This window comes from Oscillospiraceae bacterium NTUH-002-81, assembly GCA_032620915.1.
GTDB lineage: Bacteria > Bacillota > Clostridia > Lachnospirales > Lachnospiraceae > JAGTTR01.
The window spans coordinates 1145964-1163663 of record CP136052.1 but is presented as its reverse complement, the minus strand read 5'-3'; the positions used below and the strand labels follow the sequence as shown (position 1 = coordinate 1163663).

Here is a 17700-nt window from a genome sequence, read left to right as displayed (position 1 = left end):
TTACTTGTCAATTCCGGCATGGATGCGGATCAGGCTCTTGATGATCTCCGCAGATTCCTCATAGGTAAACTTGGATGTATCCAGGCACAGATCATAGTTGTTGGCATCTCTCCACACATGGCCGGTGTGGTAGGTATAGTATGCCTCCCGGTAATTGTCCATCTTCTCCACATAGGCGGATGCCTCATGCTCGGTGATGCCCTGGCGCTTCATCTCCCGCTCGATGCAGATATCCTTCGGTGCATGGATATACACACGGATCAGGTTGTGGAAATCCTTCAGCACATAGTCGGCTGCACGGCCGATCACCACATAGGACTCCCGCTCTGCCAGCTCCTTGAGCACCTTGGCCTGGAACGCAAACAGATTCTGGTTCGATGTGAAGTTCTCACTCTCCGGAGGAATGATCTCACCGGTATATACCTTTCTGGAAACCTTGTACAGCATGCTCTTCTTCACATTCTCATCCGCGCTGGCAAACAGCTCCTCACTGATGCCGCTGTCCTCTGAAGCAAGCTGCAGAAGCTTCCGGTCATAAATATTCACGCCATAATGGTCCGCAAGCAGCTGGCCGATGCTCATACCGCCGCTTCCGCACGTTCTTGTAATCGCTACCACAAAGTTGTTCATATTCTGTGTCCTCCTTCATTGTCTGTTTTGATTTTTAATTTAATAAAAAACCCCGGAAATACTGCCTTGTTCTTTCAGTACTTCCGGGTACGCCTCAAGCAGATAGCGGGAATCGAACCCGTCTCTCCAGCTTGGGAAGCTAGCGTTCTACCGATGAACTATATCTGCATGAGAAGTATTATAGCACAGTCTGCTTTATTTGTGTAGCCCTTATTTTTCACCAATTTTTTTAATCCTTTGGTTTCTGGTAAAACCGTCCGGTCACCTGATCGGTATTCACCATATTGATGAACGCCTTGGGATCTACCTTGCGGATGGCCGCCACAACCTTGCGCGCCTCCTCCCGGGAAACAACGGAATATACCATCTTCCTGGGTTTGTACAGATACAGGCCGATGCCCTTGAACAGAGTGGCATCGTGATTGGTCGTATCCCGAATTGCCTGATATACTTCATCCGGCCACTCAGTGATGACGAACAGTGTCTCCTTCTGGTATCTGCGGTACAGGCCGTGGAGTACCTGGGTGGAGGTAAACTGGAAAATAATGGAATACATCGCTTTCGTCCAGCCAAACAGGGCCCCCGCCACCAAAAGGATACACACGTTGATCATCATGATATAATTCCAGGCATCAATGCCGTACCGCTCCGACAGGAAGATGGAAATAAAATCCGTCCCTCCCGTGGTGGCATCGGCTTTCAGGCAGATGGTGATGCACAGACCATTGATGATGCCGCCGAAAATGGCGTTCAGCAGCACCTCATCCGTCACCGGCGCCGACGGCAGCATATCCACCAGCAGGCCGGTGAGCACGATGGACAGCACCGAAAAACCGGTGAATTTCTTCCCGATAAACTTAAAGCTGATGGCTGCCGGAATGCAGTTCAGAATGACGTTGATGGCAGAATAAGGCACTGCCAGATGCAGGAACGCCGCAAAGCACTCCTGCAGCAGCAGGGAAAGACCCGTAAATCCACCGGGCAGAAGCCCTGCTGCATGCACAAAAGTATTGATATTCCACGCACTGAATACCGAAGCTGCCACTACCATCAGCGTCCGTTTCACATCTTCCCCTATCAAAACTTTCTTCATAAACCCTCCTGTTTTCGGAGATATTCTCAGTCACGCAACCGCTTACAGCAGGGTAGCGCGAAGCTCCTCTCCTGTCTTGGCAGACAGATAAGCCGGTGCGATATCGAAAACGCTTCTGCAGCCGGTCTGGCCCTCTGCGTGCAGGCGTGCAACGGCTCTCGCGTAAGCCACCAGCACACTGGAGGTGAACTCCGGGTTGGAATCCAGCTTCAGGCTGTACTCGATGATATGAGAATTCTCTTTCTCCCATCCGGTTCTGCCGCTTCTGATGACAAAGCCGCCGTGAGGGATGGTGCTGTGGTCTCTTGCAAACTCTTCCTCGCTGATAAAATGCACGGTGGTGTCATAATCAGCGAAATAGTTGGGCATGGTCACGATCTCTTTTTCGATGGCTGCCAGGTCTGCGCCCTCCTCAGCCACAACAAAGCACTCTCTCGTATGTTTTTCTCTCGTTGTCAGATCCGGATTCTCTCCGTTTCTCACAGCTTCCAGGGCCTTTTCCACCGGGATGGTGTACTGCTTGGCATTCTTGACACCCTTGATCCGGCGGATCGCATCGGAATGTCCCTGGCTGACGCCCTTGCCCCAGAACGTATAATCCTTGCCCTCCGGCAGGATGGCATTGGCATACAGACGGTTCAGGGAGAACAGGCCCGGATCCCAGCCTGCGGAAATGAGCGCCACATGGCCGCTCTCTTTCGCTGCTGCATCTACATTGGCAAAATGCTCCGGAATTCTTGCATGGGTGTCGAAGCTGTCCACTACGTTGAAATATTTCGCATATTCCGGCGTCTGCTTCGGAAGGTCGGTGGCACTGCCGCCGCACAGAAGCAGTACATCGATCTTATCTGCCATCTTCACCGCATCCTCTGCCGCATATACCGGCACGCCCGGTGTCTGGATGTGCAGGCTCTTCGGATCTCTTCTGGTAAATACTGCCACAAGCTCCATGTCTGCATTCTGCCGGATGGCACACTCAATGCCTCTTCCGAGATTTCCGTAACCCATAATTCCTAATCTGATACTCATTGTTATTCTTCCTTTCCTGTCTGTGTTTCTTCTATAAAATAGTTGTCTTATTTCAGGAAGCCGTTGATGATCTGTGCCTCAGCCTCTTCCTCGGTCAGTCCCAGGGTCATCAGCTTGATCAGCTGCTCTCCTGCGATCTTTCCGATGGCAGCCTCATGAATCAGACTGGCCTCGGTGCTGTTGGCTGTCAGCTGCGGTACGGCGCTGACGCTGGCATGATCCATGATGATAGCGTCACACTCCGTGTGTCCTGAACAGACATTGTTGCCGTTGATCTTTGACTTGAATAACTGGTGAGATGTTCCTCTGGCAACTGAACGGGATACCACATCGGCGCTGGAATTCTCCCCATCCAGATCCACCTCGAAGTCTGTCTCTGCCGTCTGGGCGCCGTCTGTCATGATCTTCTCATGAATGATCAGCTTGGCATCTGCAGCCAGCTTTCCTCTCGTGGTGCGGATGGTGGAGTTGACACCCTTGATCTGCACGGTCTCCATCTCCATGTAGCTGCCCTCATCCAGGGTAACCTCCGTCACCGGGTTGAGGATCCGCTCGCCGGTACCGGTGCCTTCCCCATAATGCTTCTCGATATATTTTACCCGGGCATTCTTTCCGAGGAAAAAGCGGTGAATACCGTCGTGCTGGGAATCCGCACCGCCGTCATTGTGGATGCCGCAGCCTGCCACGATGACCACATCTGCGTCCTCTCCCACATAAAAATCATTGTATACCATATCCTTCAGTCCCGACTGGCTGAGCACAACGGGAATGTGGACGCTCTCTTTCTTTGTGCCAGGCTTGATAATGATATCAATGCCGGGCTTGTCCTGCTTCGGCGCGATCTCAATGTTAGCTGTGGAATTTCTTGCGATTCCCTGGCCATTGGAACGGATATTATAAGCACCCTCCGGAACGCCGTGAAGATCTGCGACCTGTTCCAGTAATCCTAACTGTATTGCATCCATGTCTACTTCTCTCCTTTGTAAAATTTGCAGCTTCCGGGCTCACATAAGAGTTCCGGCAAAATCTCATCCTTCGTTCCGGTCTTGCTGATCCGGCCGTCTGCGATGACCACAATGCGGTCAGCGATATTTAAGATCCGCTCCTGATGGGAAATGATCAAGATCGAACCGTGGACATCCTCATGAAGCTTCTCAAATACCTGAATGAGGTTATTGAAGCTCCACAGATCGATGCCGGCTTCCGGCTCGTCAAATACGGACAGCTTCGTGCCTCTAGCAATGACCATGGCGATCTCGATCCGTTTCAGCTCTCCGCCGGACAGGCTGGCGTTCACTTCCCGGTTGATGTACTCCTGCGCACACAGGCCCACCTCTGACAGATAAGAACAGGCCTCCGCCGTCGTCAGATTCTTCCCTGCTGCCAGGGTGATCAGATCCCGCACTGTGATGCCCTTGAACCGCACCGGCTGCTGGAAGGCAAAGCTGATGCCTGCCTTGGCACGCTCCGTGATATTCATGCCTGTGATATCCTCGCCGTCCAGAAGGATCTGGCCGGAAGTCGGCACCAGAATACCGGCAATGATCTTTGCCAGTGTGGATTTGCCGCCGCCGTTGGGGCCGGTGATGGCCACAAACCGCTCTTCTATTTTCAGATTAATGTTCTTTAATATTTCGATCTCCCGTTGGTCTTCATTGACCTCATAGGAGACGTTCTTGAGTTCAAGCATACCCTTTCTCCTCCGTTTTCCTGAATTCACCTTATTCTACCACAATCTAATAGGAAATCAAATGAAAATATGTGCTCTCCTGCGCTATTCCAGGTAGTTTTCCCGTAATTCCCGCTTTTCTTCCTCTCCAAGGCCAAGTCCCTCCCGCAAAAAAGCATCCATGGAGCCATAATGCCGATCCACTTCCGCATACAGCCGGTTCAGGTAGCTCTCTCTGGCCGTGTTCATGATCCGCACGCCATTTAACACCTTCTCATCCGGTACGGTTTCCGCCAGATGGGCGATCATCCGGTTTAAGTTTTTCTCCAGATACCGGTCCGTCAGAAGATAGTCTGCCCGGATCACCGGTTCCGATACGCCCAGCGCCCACAGCAGGTATACCGCGCCCATGCCCGCCCGGTCCTTGCCTGCGGAGCAGTGCCACAGCAATGCGCCCTCCCGGTTGTTTAAAACAGCGTCGAAAAATGTCCGATAACGTCGAACTGTTTCCTCATGCAGCACCAGCTGGGCGTACAGATCGGACATGAACTGCTCCGGCCCGTTTTCTCCAGTCTGAATGAGCTCCACGAGAAAATCCAGCAGTCCCTTGTTCTCCGCTTTTTCCTCATGGGTCATGCCCATCTGCGCCTCATTTAAAATCGGATTGTGCATATAGGTCACACCGGGAAGCGTCGGATCCGGCTTTTCTGACAGTTCCGCTGCCGTCCGGAAATCCACGATCGCCCGCAGCTCATAATCCTCTGTCAGAATCTTCGTATCCGCCTCGGTCATTCCCGTCAGACAGCCGCTGCGGATCAGCCGGCGGGGTTTGATCTGATGTCCGTCCTTTGTCTTATATACGCCCAGATCCCGGGCATTGGGAATCCCTTCCAGCAAGATTTTTCCGTTTTCATCCTGTTTATGACTCATATATATTCTCCGTTCTGTCTTGCTTTTCTCTATGCATAGGTGATGATATCAACGATGAGCAGGCTCACATAGATGTAAGCCTTTTGCCCCCGGTATCGTGATGTATCTATTATAGAAGAATTTCTTCTTCCTGGCAACCGGTTCCTGTGATACAAAAAGCGCCCCGGGAGGAAGCTTTCTTCCATTCCCGGCAGCGCCTTTTATCCGTATCACGATATTTACAATAATCTTTTCCAGATCTGCCTCTTACAGTGTCTCCGGCAGCAGATTCTCCATGCTCTTCAGACTGATGCCCAGTGTGGACATGTTGTGCAGCAGGGCAGAGGTGGACGGTGTGAGGATACCCATAGCGCCCAGCACGATCAGCGTCGTGTTGATGCCCACAATCTTCCGGTAGTTGCCGTGGATCCGCTTCATCAGTCCGGCACTCAGTTCTTTCAGCGTTACCAGCTCCTGCAGATCATCCGCAGTGATGGTGATGTCCGCGATCTCACGGGCGATCTCTGCGCCGTCGCTGACTGCGATTCCCACATCTGCCGCAGACAGTGCCGGGGAATCGTTGATGCCGTCGCCGATCATGATGACGGTACGGCCTGCTGCCTTCTCTGCCTCGATGAAGTTGGCCTTATCCTCCGGCAGTACCTCTGCATGATACTCATCCACACCGATCTTTGCTGCCACAGCTGCAGCGGTCCGCTCGCTGTCGCCGGTCATCATGACTGTCTTGGTGATGCCAGCTGCCTTCAGGGCTGCCAGCACAGCCGGTGCCTCCTCACGCAGGGGATCCTCAATACCGATGACCGCAGAAAGGACACCTTCAATGGCCAGATACAGATGAGAAATCTCCGGTGACAGGCTGTCAAACTTCTCCTGCTCCCCTGTCGAGATCACGCAGTTCTCATCCTCGAATACAAAGTGGTAGCTGCCGATGACAACCCGTTTCTCCTGAATGGTGGATGCAATGCCGTGTGCCACGATATATTCCACCTTGGAATGCATTTCCTCATGCTCCAGGTTCTGATCCTGGGCTGCCTTTACCACAGCCTTTGCCATAGAGTGCGGGAAATGCTCCTCCAGGCAGGCAGCCACACGGAGCATATCTGCCTCTTTTCTTCCGTTGAACGGTACAACCTCTTTTACGGTCGGACGCGCCTTGGTCAGGGTGCCGGTCTTGTCAAATACGATGGTATCAGCTGCGGCAACTGCCTCCAAGAATTTGCCGCCCTTGACCGTCATATGATGGCTGCCTGCCTCACGGATGGCGGACAGTACCGAGATCGGCATAGCCAGCTTCAGTGCGCAGGAGAAATCTACCATCAGCACGGACAGTGCCCGGGTTGCATTTCTTGTCAGCAGATATACCAGGCCAGTGCCCAGCAGGGTGTAAGGTACGAGGCGGTCTGCCAGATGCTCGGCCTTGCTCTCCAGACCGGATTTCAGCTTCTCGGACTCCTCGATCATGGACACGATCTTCTCATAACGGGTAGAACCGGACGTCTGTTTCAAGCGAATGGTGATCTCGCCCTCTTCCACAACGGTACCTGCATAAACATAGCTGTCCAAAACCTTGTGTACCGGCAGGGACTCGCCGGTCATGGATGCCTGGTTGACCATAGCCTCGCCCGCTTCCACGATGCCGTCGAAGGGGATCACATTGCCCATGTGTACGATGACAGAATCACCGGCCTGTACCTTGGAAGAATCCACCAGTACCTCCTGTCCCTCTGTTTTCAGCCATACCTTGCCTACACGCAGGGACATGCTTCTCGCCAGATCGCTGACAGATTTCTTGTGGGTCCACTCCTCCAGGATCTCACCGATGCCAAGCAGGAACATGATAGAGCCTGCGGTCTTCATATCGCCGCGGAATACGGATACCCCGATGGCGGTCGCATCCAGTACCGGTACCTCCAGACGGCCCTTGGCCAGCGTCTGTACCCCGTGCTTCAGATATTTCACGGACTTGATGGCAGTCCACACGGCCCGGATGGAATACGGCACAAATAATTTTCCTGCATAACGCAGAACGACCTTCATGACCAGCTTTTCCTGATAAGCGGAGTTCAGTTCCCGGCCCGAGTGCGCCAGATACTCCTTAGGTACCAGCGAACTGTCGAAACGGAACTGCTGCAGCTTCTCTAACAATACCTGCCGGTCTGTGGTATATACAACGGACGCATCCCCGGTCCGCTCATACACCTTCGCCTGCTCCACGCCTTCGATCTGTGTCAAATAATACTGCAGCATATCTGCCTCTTCACAGGTCATACGGCTTTTGATCACATGGATACGAAGTCTGCCCCGCATCTCATGCTTTATCTGAAATCTCATATAAATCCTTCCTCCTGTGCAAAAAGGAGGGCGCCCCGGTTCTCCTCATATGGTTCGATCCGCGGCACCCTGTCCTGCAACTTATTCAGCCTCTGTTGTCTCTGTCTCAGATTCGCAGCAGCAAGCCTCGTCCTCGAAAACTTCCTCTTCCTTCTTGGCACGCTCTTCATTGATCTGCTTTGCCTCAGCGAGGATGTCCTCAGCGTTCTCCTGTACAGTAGATGCTGTCTTCATGACACAATCCTTTGCGCGAAGAACGGCAGCTGTGCAGCCTGTGTAAACTTTCTTTGCATCCTTGCTGGACAGCACCTTGATTCCGGCTGTACCAAATAAAACGCCACCTGCAAAAACTCCGAGTTTCTTAAGTACTGAACTTTCAATCATGATTCTTTATCCTCCTTTTTATTTGCGCCGGTGTCCTGTATATAACACCATTGCCATACAGATCACTGTGGCCCAAGCCCAAAACTTATGCTGTTTCATCAGGAATCACCTCTTGTAAATGAATGAAATTCCAACGGGATTGCATTGCCATTCCCTTTGGTAAATCTATCATATGCGCTTACCTTCCGATTCGTCAAACCTAACTTTTATTATTGATATTTTTTATCATTATTTTCCATTTTTGAACCGCTTGTTTTATTTTTTCAAATCATATATAATAAAAAATTACTACATAAAATGAGGTGTCTTATCATGAATAAAAAGGAAATCAATGAGATCCGCAAGCAGTTTACGCCCAACAACTGCACCATCACCCGTATGTGCGGTTGTTACGTGGACGGCGAAAAGAACAAAAAAACAGAGTTGAAAGAGGCTTTTCTTTCTCTTCCTGAGGAAGAGATCTTTAAATATTTCGATATTTTCCGTAAAACCCTGTCCGGCACAGTGGGGAAGAACCTGCTGAACATGGAATTTCCGCTGGACAGCGAATTCACCGGCGGCACACAGGAATTTCTCATGAGGCTCAGGGACAGCAAACTCACTGATGAAGACCTGCTGGAGCAGTTTTATGATAAAATTATCACTTCCTATGATTATGGGGAAAATTTTCTCATTTTGCTCATCCATGCCGCCTATGACATTCCGGGCAGAGCTTCCGACAATATGGAAATGTTCGACGCCTCCGATGAGGTGTACGACTACATCCTGTGCAGCATCTGTCCCGTAGATCTGTGCAAACCCGGCCTGTCCTACAACGTACAGGACAACCGGTTCCAGGACCGCATCCGGGACTGGATCGTGGGACTGCCGAACCTGGGGTTCCTTTTCCCGGCCTTCAACGACCGCAGCACCGACATCCACAGTGTCCTGTACTATTCCAAAAATCCGGGGCTTTTAAACGACAGCCTCATTGATGCCATCTTCGGCTGTCCCCAGCCCGTGTCCGCCGCCGAGCAGAAGGAAGTGTTCCACGCCCTCATTGAGGACACCCTGGGGGGAGGACTGCTCCTACGAGACCGTGCGCACCATCCATGAAAATCTCAACGAAATGATGGAGGAGCATCAGGACGAGCCCGATCCGCTGGCGCTGGACAAGGACGAGGTGCGATATCTGTTTGAGAAAAGCGGCGTTGCCGAGGAAAAGCTGGAAAATTTTGATGACAGCTTTGCAAACACTGCCGGAGAAAACACCACCCTGCTGGCCACCAACGTGGTGAATACGAAGAAATTTGAGATCAAGACGCCGGACATCGTCATCCAGGTCAACCCCGAGCGCACGGATCTGGTGGAGACCCGGATCATCGACGGCCGCCAGTGCCTGGTCATCGCCGTGGACGACCATGTGGAGATCAACGGCATCAACGCCCGCACGATGAAGCCGAAAGCTGCGAGAGCAACCATAAGTGAAGAAACAGACGGTGATACGGAGCTGTAAACCATAAGAAACGAACTCCCCCGAAGTATGGTAAAGTACGCCGGGGGAGTTTCCCTCTTTATTTCCAGTGGATCACCGCCTCCACCTCGTCGGTGTACTGGTCATCGGTGACAGCTTTGTACCGCGGCCCCGTATACCAGTCGGTGAATCCGTTGTCGATCTTGTAAATGCTGCCGGTCTCGGTGTCTACGATCCGCTCATAGCCCAGGGTGGCATCGCTCTGCTTCTGGCTGATGATGTCCTGACTTTTATTGCGGTTCTCCCAGGAGGACATGATGGTGTCCGACATCTCACTGGCTGTCTGGCTCAGAGATTGAGAGGTGGCCGCAGACTGATTGCTCTGGGACATGGCAAAGTCTACGAACTGCTGGGTGTACTGCAGGCTGCTTAACACTTTTCCCAGTGTTGCTTCCCAGTCCTGAAACGTATCTTTTGCCGCACTGAGCACGGTGATATTATAGGCTGAATAATATCCGGCAACATCCATGGCAAAGGGCACCACATCTGCCGAAAACATTCCCTCGCCCGCCATGCCGTCCAGCGTAAAGGTGCCCCGGAGCACTGCCGGATTGACAGCCACGCTGCTCATTCCGCTGCTGCTGGCAAACTGCTCCGTCACAGAAAAGTTTTCTATAGAAGGAACCTGTATGCTGTCATAATCGGACGTATTCCCGATGGCATAGGCCAGTTGCGGAAATATGTGAAACAGCCCTTCCGTTGACGGATCGGTCAGCACCGGGTAACTGGCAAAGGTCTGCCCATACAGGGCCATCATGGTGCGGGCATCCTCACTGACAAACAGCGGCTCCATTTTCAGCATAAAGAACACCTGGTTCACCGGGTTTGCCGGATCAAACACCCGAATGGCATGGTACATCCCGGTCAGCATGGGAGAGGACTGCACCGTCCACCCCTGGGGAATGTTCATGCTAAATTCCGTGCAGCTGTAGGGCACCAGCGCCTGGGACGATGCCAGGGGCACCACCGTCCAGTTGTCCTCTATCGCATTTTGGGCCTTTCCAGACGGGGAATTGCCCGTTCTGCCTGCCAGATCTGTGCTTCCCGTTGTGTCGTCGCCCTCATCTTCGCCATTCTGATCACCAGCGCCGTCTCCGTCGGTTCCTGCGGCCATCAGATTTCCTGCTGCCCGTGCAAATACCAGCTCCATGTTCTCATCGGCCATGGTCAGCAGGCCATCTGCCAGCGTGTACGCATCTGCCACACCGTCCATGGTGATGTCGGTTTCATCCCAGGACAGCTCCCGCAGCACGCCGTCATAGTCCATCGTTCCTGTACCGTCCTCCAGCAGCTGCAATGCCATAGAAACATCCATATCCTCCAGATCTTCTTTTTCCACCGTCAGGCCATTGTAGGACATGCGAACCAGCGTCCATGCCCCGGCCGGGGTATCTGCGCCTGCCGTTTCTGCCGCTGCCTTGCCGCAGGCTGTCAGCCCAAACACCGGCATTGATAAGATTGTCCCCGCCAGCAGCACAGCTTTTCGCAGCTCCCAGCCACTGATCAATGCCCTCTCGATTTTCCGCAATATCCTCTGTGATGCCGACAGATTTTCTGTCTTTGTTACAACCTCTGCTTGTGATCGCTTTCTTCCCAGGTTCATTGCATCCCCTCCCCGGCCAGCGCCTCCTTCAGTACCTCCCGAACGGCCTTCCAGCCCTCAGTCGCATAGCAGCTGCCGTTCCGCACCAGATTGCCGTTTTCAAAATCCAGCGTCCATGTACTTCCGTCCGCCATTGTAAAAAGCAGCGTATCTCCGGCATCCGCCGCGCGAAGGTCGGTTTTCTCCCCTACTTTCATCTGCTCCAGCGCTTTCAGGCAGGCAACGATCGTTTCTCCGTCTGTGATTTTCCACTCATTTCGTCCTTCTGCCTCCTGTACATAGGTCAGCGTCTCCGGTGTCCCCATGTATGCGGCCAGCTCCGCCAGCGAAAGACCCGGAAACGTGACTTCTGTCTCCATCACATCGTCTCTGCCCCGGCCATAGGCATCCACCGTGTACCAGGCAGAGGTGGCTGTGTGCCACGTATCTGCATCAATCTGTACATTCTCGTAGAGCTGGATGGTAGTCGTGCCATCCCCATTGTCGGTGCACGCCCCCTCCGGCGCCAGAAAATCATGTTCCCTCTGATAAAAAGCCCGGGCCAGCGCCACCAGTTCCCTGCCCTGATACGGAGCCATGAAATCCGCCGTCTCTGTGCCCGCCTCTGCCGAACGCCCGTCGGCCTTCTCTCCGGTCTGCTGCGGCTTCCAGTCCGAAGGGGCAAGGGTATACTCTCCCGTCAGCAGATTTTCCGATTCGCCGCCTGCCAGCTTCTCCTCTTTCCGCTCCACCGTCATCACCACCTGCTGCGGATAAAAAGCGAAATGGAATCCGGCAAAAGAATCCGTCAGATCCGTATCCGGCTCCTGCACCACCTTCGTCACATCTGTGGAAGCGCCTTCTCCCGCCAGCGTCAGATCATAAATGACCTCTTCATATGCCGGGGAATCCGACTGAAAATAGCAGTACAGCCGCAGGCCATCTGATGTATCCAGCGCATATTTCACCTGGCCGTCTGCTTCCGCATAAGCATAGCCCTGGTAAGCTGCATACGCATTTTCACCGGCAGCCGTCTTGCCGCCGTCTGCTTTCGTACTTTCGGCTGTATCCACAGCTGTCCCTTCCTGTCCGTTGTCCGCTTCTGTCTGCGCCGTTCCGTCCGATGCAGCCCGGTTATCGCCTCCGCTACCGCAGCCTGCACACAGCGCAGCCACCAGCAGAAGTGCTGTCATTTTACTGATCTGTCTTTTTCTCATTCCCTGTCCTCCCTTGATATGTATAATAAAACTGGACGAGCCCGATGCGGGACTTTGTTCCGGTCTTCTCATTCAGACTGGCGATATGCCGGTACAGCGCCGCCCGGGAAATGAGCAGCTGCTCCGCAATGTCCTGCACATTTTCCTCCGACACCAGCAATACGCGCAGCACCTCTTTTTCCCGTTCCGTCAGGGAAAAATCTTCTGCAAACGCTTCCATCCGCCGGACTTCGTCCCGCGCAGGCTCCCGGACGTTTTCCCGGCTCTCCCCGGGCGCATTTCCCATCTCTGCGGCATTGGTATAGAAGAAAAAGGCCAGGCTGATCAACACCAGAAGCACCAGCAGCGTTCCCGTCCGCAGCACCTCCCTGTCTGACCGCAGCAGCGCCACCGACATGGGCCCCATCCAGAAAGCACACAGATTATTGACCGCCCTTCCAAGCCCCGCCCAAAGCTGCGGGCATTTTTCATATTTCGATAACCGCATAAAACTGGCGGTAAAAAACACGACAAAAAATCCCGCTGACAGATAAAACACCGCCAGCCCCAGCCAGAAGGCGCCGCCATTGTCCAGGATCACGATGCAAAGCACGGACAAGATCGTCACACAGTACATGAGCATATTTCCAACACGGTGTTCCCAGCCATCGAAGAGAACACCTGCCAGCAGGCCGCTTCCCGCCAGCAAAAGTCTCGGCCACTGCCCCACATCTGCAGCTCCCGCCGCATGCACCAGCGTCACCGCCGCATCCAGGGTGGAAAAAATACACGTCAGTAAAATCACCAGCAGGATCAGCCAGAGACCGGCACGAGCAGAAATATCTTCATTTCCAACGCTCCTGTCCAGAGTCTCTGTCCTTTCCTGCCCGATGTCTGCTCTCAGCAAAAGCACGGCAAACACCGCAGCAGATACCGCCAGCACCACCGACTCTGCCATATCATTTTGCACCAGCTGATGATTCAGAAATTGCAGACAGATACCCACCCCATAGGAAACACCCACTGTTTTCGCAAGATACCGCTCCTTCACCGCCAGTGACAGGCCATAGTGTACCGCACTTCCGCCCATACCCAGCAAAATAAAACAAAGGCATCCGGCGATCAGCAGCATCCCATACGAGGCATGCTGCCACATAACAAAGATGCAGATGATCCCGGCCAGCGCCCCGGCAAAAACCGGCAGCATCCCGCCGGTTCCCCGTATCGTATGCAGGTCAGCCACCGCACGTTCCCTTTTTCTTTCCATCCCGGATACCACTGCCGGATAAAGCAGAAATCCCAGCACACTGGCCCCCAGCACATACCCCTGGGCAGTCACCACCTGCGTCGGTTCTGTCACCAGCGCCATCATATCGTCAAACAGATACTCTGTCCCGAGAAAAACAAAATGAAAAAAGGCAAGGGCCGCCATGAGCACGTATCCCCGGCCATCGGCTGTCCCGGTTATTTTCTGTCGGATTTTCATTGACTGTGTTCACTCCATTGATATCGATATCCATCCGTCTCTCCTGTAAACGGACGCCACGTCTGATCTTATGATTTTATTATAAACAAAAGTCTCATTCCCGCAAGGTGACATTCGTCTCAACCTGCCGCCGGCCGCCTTTTCTTCCCGCATCCCCTGTCATTGGCCGCTTCTTTCGGATTTTGTGTACGAAAAAAGACGTGTGAAAATTTCACACGCCCCGCAAAGTCATTTTTATAAAACCTTTCGTCCATTTACCGTCAGTTTGAAGGTTGTCCCCAGAACCTCTGCGGACTTTCTGCACAGCAGCATCCGTTCCAGGAAAATTTCAAAATAGTCAAACATGGAACAGATTTTCTCATCGATCTGCAGATTCAGTGCGATCACCGATCGATCCTTCTCTATCTTTAATTTGGCATCGGTCACCGCATAATTCACACGGTCATGGATATCAAAGGCGGCCTGCTCTTTTTCCCGCACCCTGCTTCTCCTCACATCGGTCTTATCCGCAATGATCAGGGCGGCCGATATGACATCCTCCGGATTTCCCGTGGATTCATCGTGGTTGCCGATGGCTGATATGACCGTGATCCGATCCTCCAGAGACATGTTCGTGTCTTTCAGAAGGTCATTGGCCAGCAGCGCACCATACTCCGCATGATGCGTCCGGTTGATGGCATTACCGATATCGTGCATGTATCCGGCGATCTTGGCCAGCTCGATCTCATGCTCGGAATACCCGAACCGTTCCAGGATCTTCCCTGCCTGATGCGCCACATGCACACAGTGCGCCTGGGAATGGTCTGTAAAGCCCAGCAGGCCCAGATTGGCGTCTCCTTTTTTCAGATATGCATTGATTTCCTTATTCTCCCTGATTTCTTTATACTTCACGATGCTTTTTTCTCCTTTTCTCTCGTCTCTGATCATTTATCATACAGGAACATGCCTTCCTTCATCTATCATTTTTCTGTAAAATGCACGTAAAGAGAGGACAGCAAGGAGTGTTTTCTTTCACAGAAAAACCCCGGAAACCTTACGGTTCCGGGGCATCTTACGTTTGGACATATGTCATGCTTTCACATGAATCCGGATAACCGGATCTGGATTACTGTTTATCCTTTAATGCTGCCTGAGCTGCTGCCAGTCTTGCGATCGGCACACGGAACGGTGAGCAGGATACATAATTCAGGCCTACACGATGGCAGAACTCTACAGAGCTCGGATCTCCGCCGTGCTCGCCGCAGATACCAAGCTTGATGTTCGGTCTGGTTGTCTTACCTTTCTCTACAGCCATCTTTACAAGCTGGCCAACACCAGTCTGGTCAAGCTTAGCGAACGGATCAGACTCGTAAATCTTGTTCTTGTAGTAAGAATCAAGGAACTTACCGGCATCATCACGGGAGAAGCCAAAGGTCATCTGTGTCAGGTCGTTGGTACCGAAGGAGAAGAACTCAGCCTCCTCAGCGATTGCATCTGCAGTCAGAGCAGCACGAGGGATCTCGATCATGGTACCGATATGGTACTGGATGTCGGAGCCTTTCTCAGCCTTTACAGCCTCAGCGGTCTCTACAACGATATCCTTAACGAACTTCAGCTCTTTCTTCTCGCCAACTAACGGGATCATGATCTCCGGAACGATGTCATAGCCTTTCTCAGCCTTCACTTCGATTGCAGCTTCCATAACGGCTCTTGTCTGCATCTTAGCGATCTCAGGGTAAGTAACAGCCAGACGGCATCCTCTGTGACCCATCATCGGGTTGAACTCATGCAGGGAATCGCAGGTAGCCTTAACCTCTGCAACAGTCAGACCCATATCTTTTGCCAGTGCCTCAATATCAGCTTCCTCAGTAGGAACGAACTCATGAAGCGGCGGATCCAGATAACGAACGGTCATCGGCTTGCCCTCCAGAGCCTCGTACATAGCCTTGAAGTCTGCTTTCTGGAATACGATCAGCTCGTTCAGAGCAGCCTCTCTGGCCTCTACAGTCTTGGAAAGGATCATCTTACGGATCTTCGGGATTCTCTCCTCACCGAAGAACATATGCTCGGTACGGCAAAGGCCGATACCCTCAGCACCAAGCTTCACAGCGTTGATGGTGTCTGCAGGTGTATCTGCATTGGTACGAACGCCAAGCTTTCTATACTTATCTGCCCAAGCCATGATTCTTCCGAAGTTTCCGCCGATGGAAGCATCAACGGTCTTGATGTCTCCAAGGTAGATGTTACCGGTAGAACCGTCAAGGGAAATGTAATCTCCTTCATGGATGGTCTCGCCGCCCAGTGTGAATACCTTTGCTTCCTCATCGATGACGATGTCGCCGCATCCGGATACACAAGCAGTTCCCATACCACGTGCAACTACTGCTGCGTGAGAAGTCATACCACCACGAACAGTCAGGATACCCTGGGATGCATGCATACCCTCGATATCCTCAGGGGAGGTCTCCAGACGAACCAGGATGGTTCTCTCGCCTCTTCCGCCGATACCAGCAGCCTTAGCGTCGTCAGCGGTGAAGTAAACCTTACCTGCTGCAGCACCAGGAGAAGCCGGAAGTGCGGAACCGATCACCTTGCCAGCCTTCAGAGCTGCGGGATCGAAAGTCGGGTGAAGCAACTGGTCAAGGGACTTCGCCTCGATACGAAGAACTGCCTCTTCCTCTGTGATCTTGCCCTCATCAACCAGGTCGCAAGCGATCTGCAGAGCAGCCGGAGCGGTTCTCTTACCGTTACGTGTCTGCAGGAAGTATAACTTGCCTTCCTGAATGGTGAACTCCATATCCTGCATATCACGATAGTGATCTTCCAGGGTCTTAGCGATCTGCATGAACTGTGTATAGCACTCCGGCAGATCTTTCTCAAGCTGTGTGATCGGCTGCGGTGTACGGATACCTGCAACTACGTCCTCACCCTGTGCGTTGATCAGGTACTCACCGAAGATACCCTTAGCGCCGGTGGAAGGGTTACGGGTAAATGCAACACCTGTACCGGATGTATTGCCCATGTTACCAAATACCATGGTCTGTACGTTGACAGCGGTTCCCCAGTCACCCGGGATATCGTTCATACGTCTGTAAACAATGGCACGCGGGTTGTCCCAGGAACGGAATACGGCCTTTACAGCCTCCATCAGCTGCTCTACCGGATCCTGCGGGAAATCCTTGCCCAGTTCTTCTTTGTAAAGAGCTTTGAAACGTGCGATTACTTCCTTCAGATCATCTGCATCCAGGTCTGTATCGTACTTCGCGCCCTTTGCTTCCTTGATCTCATCCAGAACGCGCTCAAATTTTGCTTTGCTGATCTCCATAACAACGTCGGAGAACATCTGGATAAATCTTCTGTAAGAATCATATGCAAATCTCGGGTTGCCGGTCTTCTTTGCGAAGCCCTCTACTGCAACATCGTTCAGTCCGAGGTTCAGGATGGTGTCCATCATACCAGGCATGGAAGCTCTTGCTCCGGAACGAACGGATACAAGCAGCGGATCCTCCGGATCGCCAAACTTCTTGCCGTTGATCTCTTCTACCTTCTTCAGTGCAGCAAAGATCTGCTCTTTGATCTCGTCAGAAATCTGCTTTCCCTGTGTGTAGTAATCTGTGCAGGCTTCAGTCGTAACCGTGAATCCCTGAGGGATCGGCAGGCCAAGATTGGTCATCTCTGCCAGGTTTGCGCCTTTTCCGCCAAGAAGGTTTCTCATATCAGCGTTGCCTTCTTTGAACATGTAAACCCATTTTGCCATTGAAATATTCCTCCTAAATTATTTATTAACAAATTCAACCACGTCTATTTTATCATAATCCAACAGATAGTCAAGCTTCGTGGAAAATTATTCTTAGTTTTCATGAAAAATATTCACCATT

The 17700-nt window shown here is 52.4% G+C and carries 13 protein-coding genes, 1 tRNA gene and 1 pseudogene; 1 reads left to right on the top strand and 14 read right to left on the bottom strand.

Annotation, left to right across the window (positions count from 1 at the left end):
* The 9 genes from RJD28_05535 to RJD28_05495 form a co-directional block, all read right to left on the bottom strand.
* On the bottom strand, window positions 1-630 hold the full coding sequence (locus RJD28_05535; protein ID WNV58961.1) for a cytidylate kinase-like family protein: 630 nt from the start codon (window positions 628-630) through the stop codon (window positions 1-3).
* 97 nt (window positions 631-727) lie between these two features.
* A tRNA-Gly gene (locus RJD28_05530) sits at window positions 728-798 on the bottom strand.
* Window positions 799-859: 61 nt separating this feature from the next.
* Window positions 860-1723: a YitT family protein gene (locus tag RJD28_05525; protein WNV58960.1), complete on the bottom strand. Its 864-nt coding sequence runs from the start codon at window positions 1721-1723 to the stop codon at window positions 860-862.
* A gap of 42 nt (window positions 1724-1765) precedes the next feature.
* Window positions 1766-2752 carry a diaminopimelate dehydrogenase gene (locus RJD28_05520; protein ID WNV58959.1) on the bottom strand — a complete coding sequence of 329 codons (987 nt, stop codon included), beginning with the start codon at window positions 2750-2752 and terminating at the stop codon, window positions 1766-1768.
* Window positions 2753-2799: 47 nt separating this feature from the next.
* Window positions 2800-3717 carry a SufD family Fe-S cluster assembly protein gene (locus tag RJD28_05515; protein WNV58958.1) on the bottom strand — a complete coding sequence of 306 codons (918 nt, stop codon included), beginning with the start codon at window positions 3715-3717 and terminating at the stop codon, window positions 2800-2802.
* Between the two features lie 2 nt (window positions 3718-3719).
* Window positions 3720-4442: an ATP-binding cassette domain-containing protein gene (locus tag RJD28_05510; GenBank protein ID WNV58957.1), complete on the bottom strand. Its 723-nt coding sequence runs from the start codon at window positions 4440-4442 to the stop codon at window positions 3720-3722.
* 84 nt (window positions 4443-4526) lie between these two features.
* On the bottom strand, window positions 4527-5351 hold the full coding sequence (locus RJD28_05505; protein WNV58956.1) for a tyrosine-protein phosphatase: 825 nt from the start codon (window positions 5349-5351) through the stop codon (window positions 4527-4529).
* Between the two features lie 246 nt (window positions 5352-5597).
* Window positions 5598-7682 carry a heavy metal translocating P-type ATPase gene (locus RJD28_05500; protein ID WNV58955.1) on the bottom strand — a complete coding sequence of 695 codons (2085 nt, stop codon included), beginning with the start codon at window positions 7680-7682 and terminating at the stop codon, window positions 5598-5600.
* Between the two features lie 81 nt (window positions 7683-7763).
* Window positions 7764-8066, bottom strand: coding sequence for a DUF6110 family protein (locus RJD28_05495; protein ID WNV58954.1), 303 nt, complete (start codon window positions 8064-8066; stop codon window positions 7764-7766).
* A gap of 312 nt (window positions 8067-8378) precedes the next feature.
* On the opposite strand from RJD28_05495, the pseudogene RJD28_05490 reads away from it, so the two are divergent.
* Window positions 8379-9561: pseudogene (locus tag RJD28_05490) on the top strand (DUF4317 domain-containing protein).
* Window positions 9562-9619: 58 nt separating this feature from the next.
* On the opposite strand, the gene RJD28_05485 reads toward RJD28_05490, so the two are convergent.
* From RJD28_05485 to ppdK, 5 genes are all read right to left on the bottom strand, one after another.
* Window positions 9620-11182 (bottom strand): hypothetical protein, encoded by a 1563-nt coding sequence (locus tag RJD28_05485; protein ID WNV58953.1) that lies wholly within the window; start codon window positions 11180-11182, stop codon window positions 9620-9622.
* Window positions 11179-12378, bottom strand: coding sequence for a hypothetical protein (locus RJD28_05480; GenBank protein WNV58952.1), 1200 nt, complete (start codon window positions 12376-12378; stop codon window positions 11179-11181). The genes RJD28_05485 and RJD28_05480 overlap by 4 nt, the downstream gene beginning before the upstream one ends.
* A complete protein-coding gene (locus RJD28_05475; protein WNV58951.1) occupies window positions 12356-13843 on the bottom strand; it encodes a helix-turn-helix domain-containing protein in 1488 nt (495 codons plus the stop codon). The genes RJD28_05480 and RJD28_05475 overlap by 23 nt, the downstream gene beginning before the upstream one ends.
* Window positions 13844-14077: 234 nt before the next feature.
* Complete coding sequence (locus tag RJD28_05470) at window positions 14078-14770, bottom strand: HD domain-containing protein (protein WNV58950.1); 693 nt, start codon at window positions 14768-14770, stop codon at window positions 14078-14080.
* Between the two features lie 178 nt (window positions 14771-14948).
* Window positions 14949-17579, bottom strand: a complete 2631-nt coding sequence (gene ppdK / locus RJD28_05465) for a pyruvate, phosphate dikinase (GenBank protein ID WNV58949.1) — start codon at window positions 17577-17579, stop codon at window positions 14949-14951.
* Window positions 17580-17700: the final 121 nt, after the last annotated feature.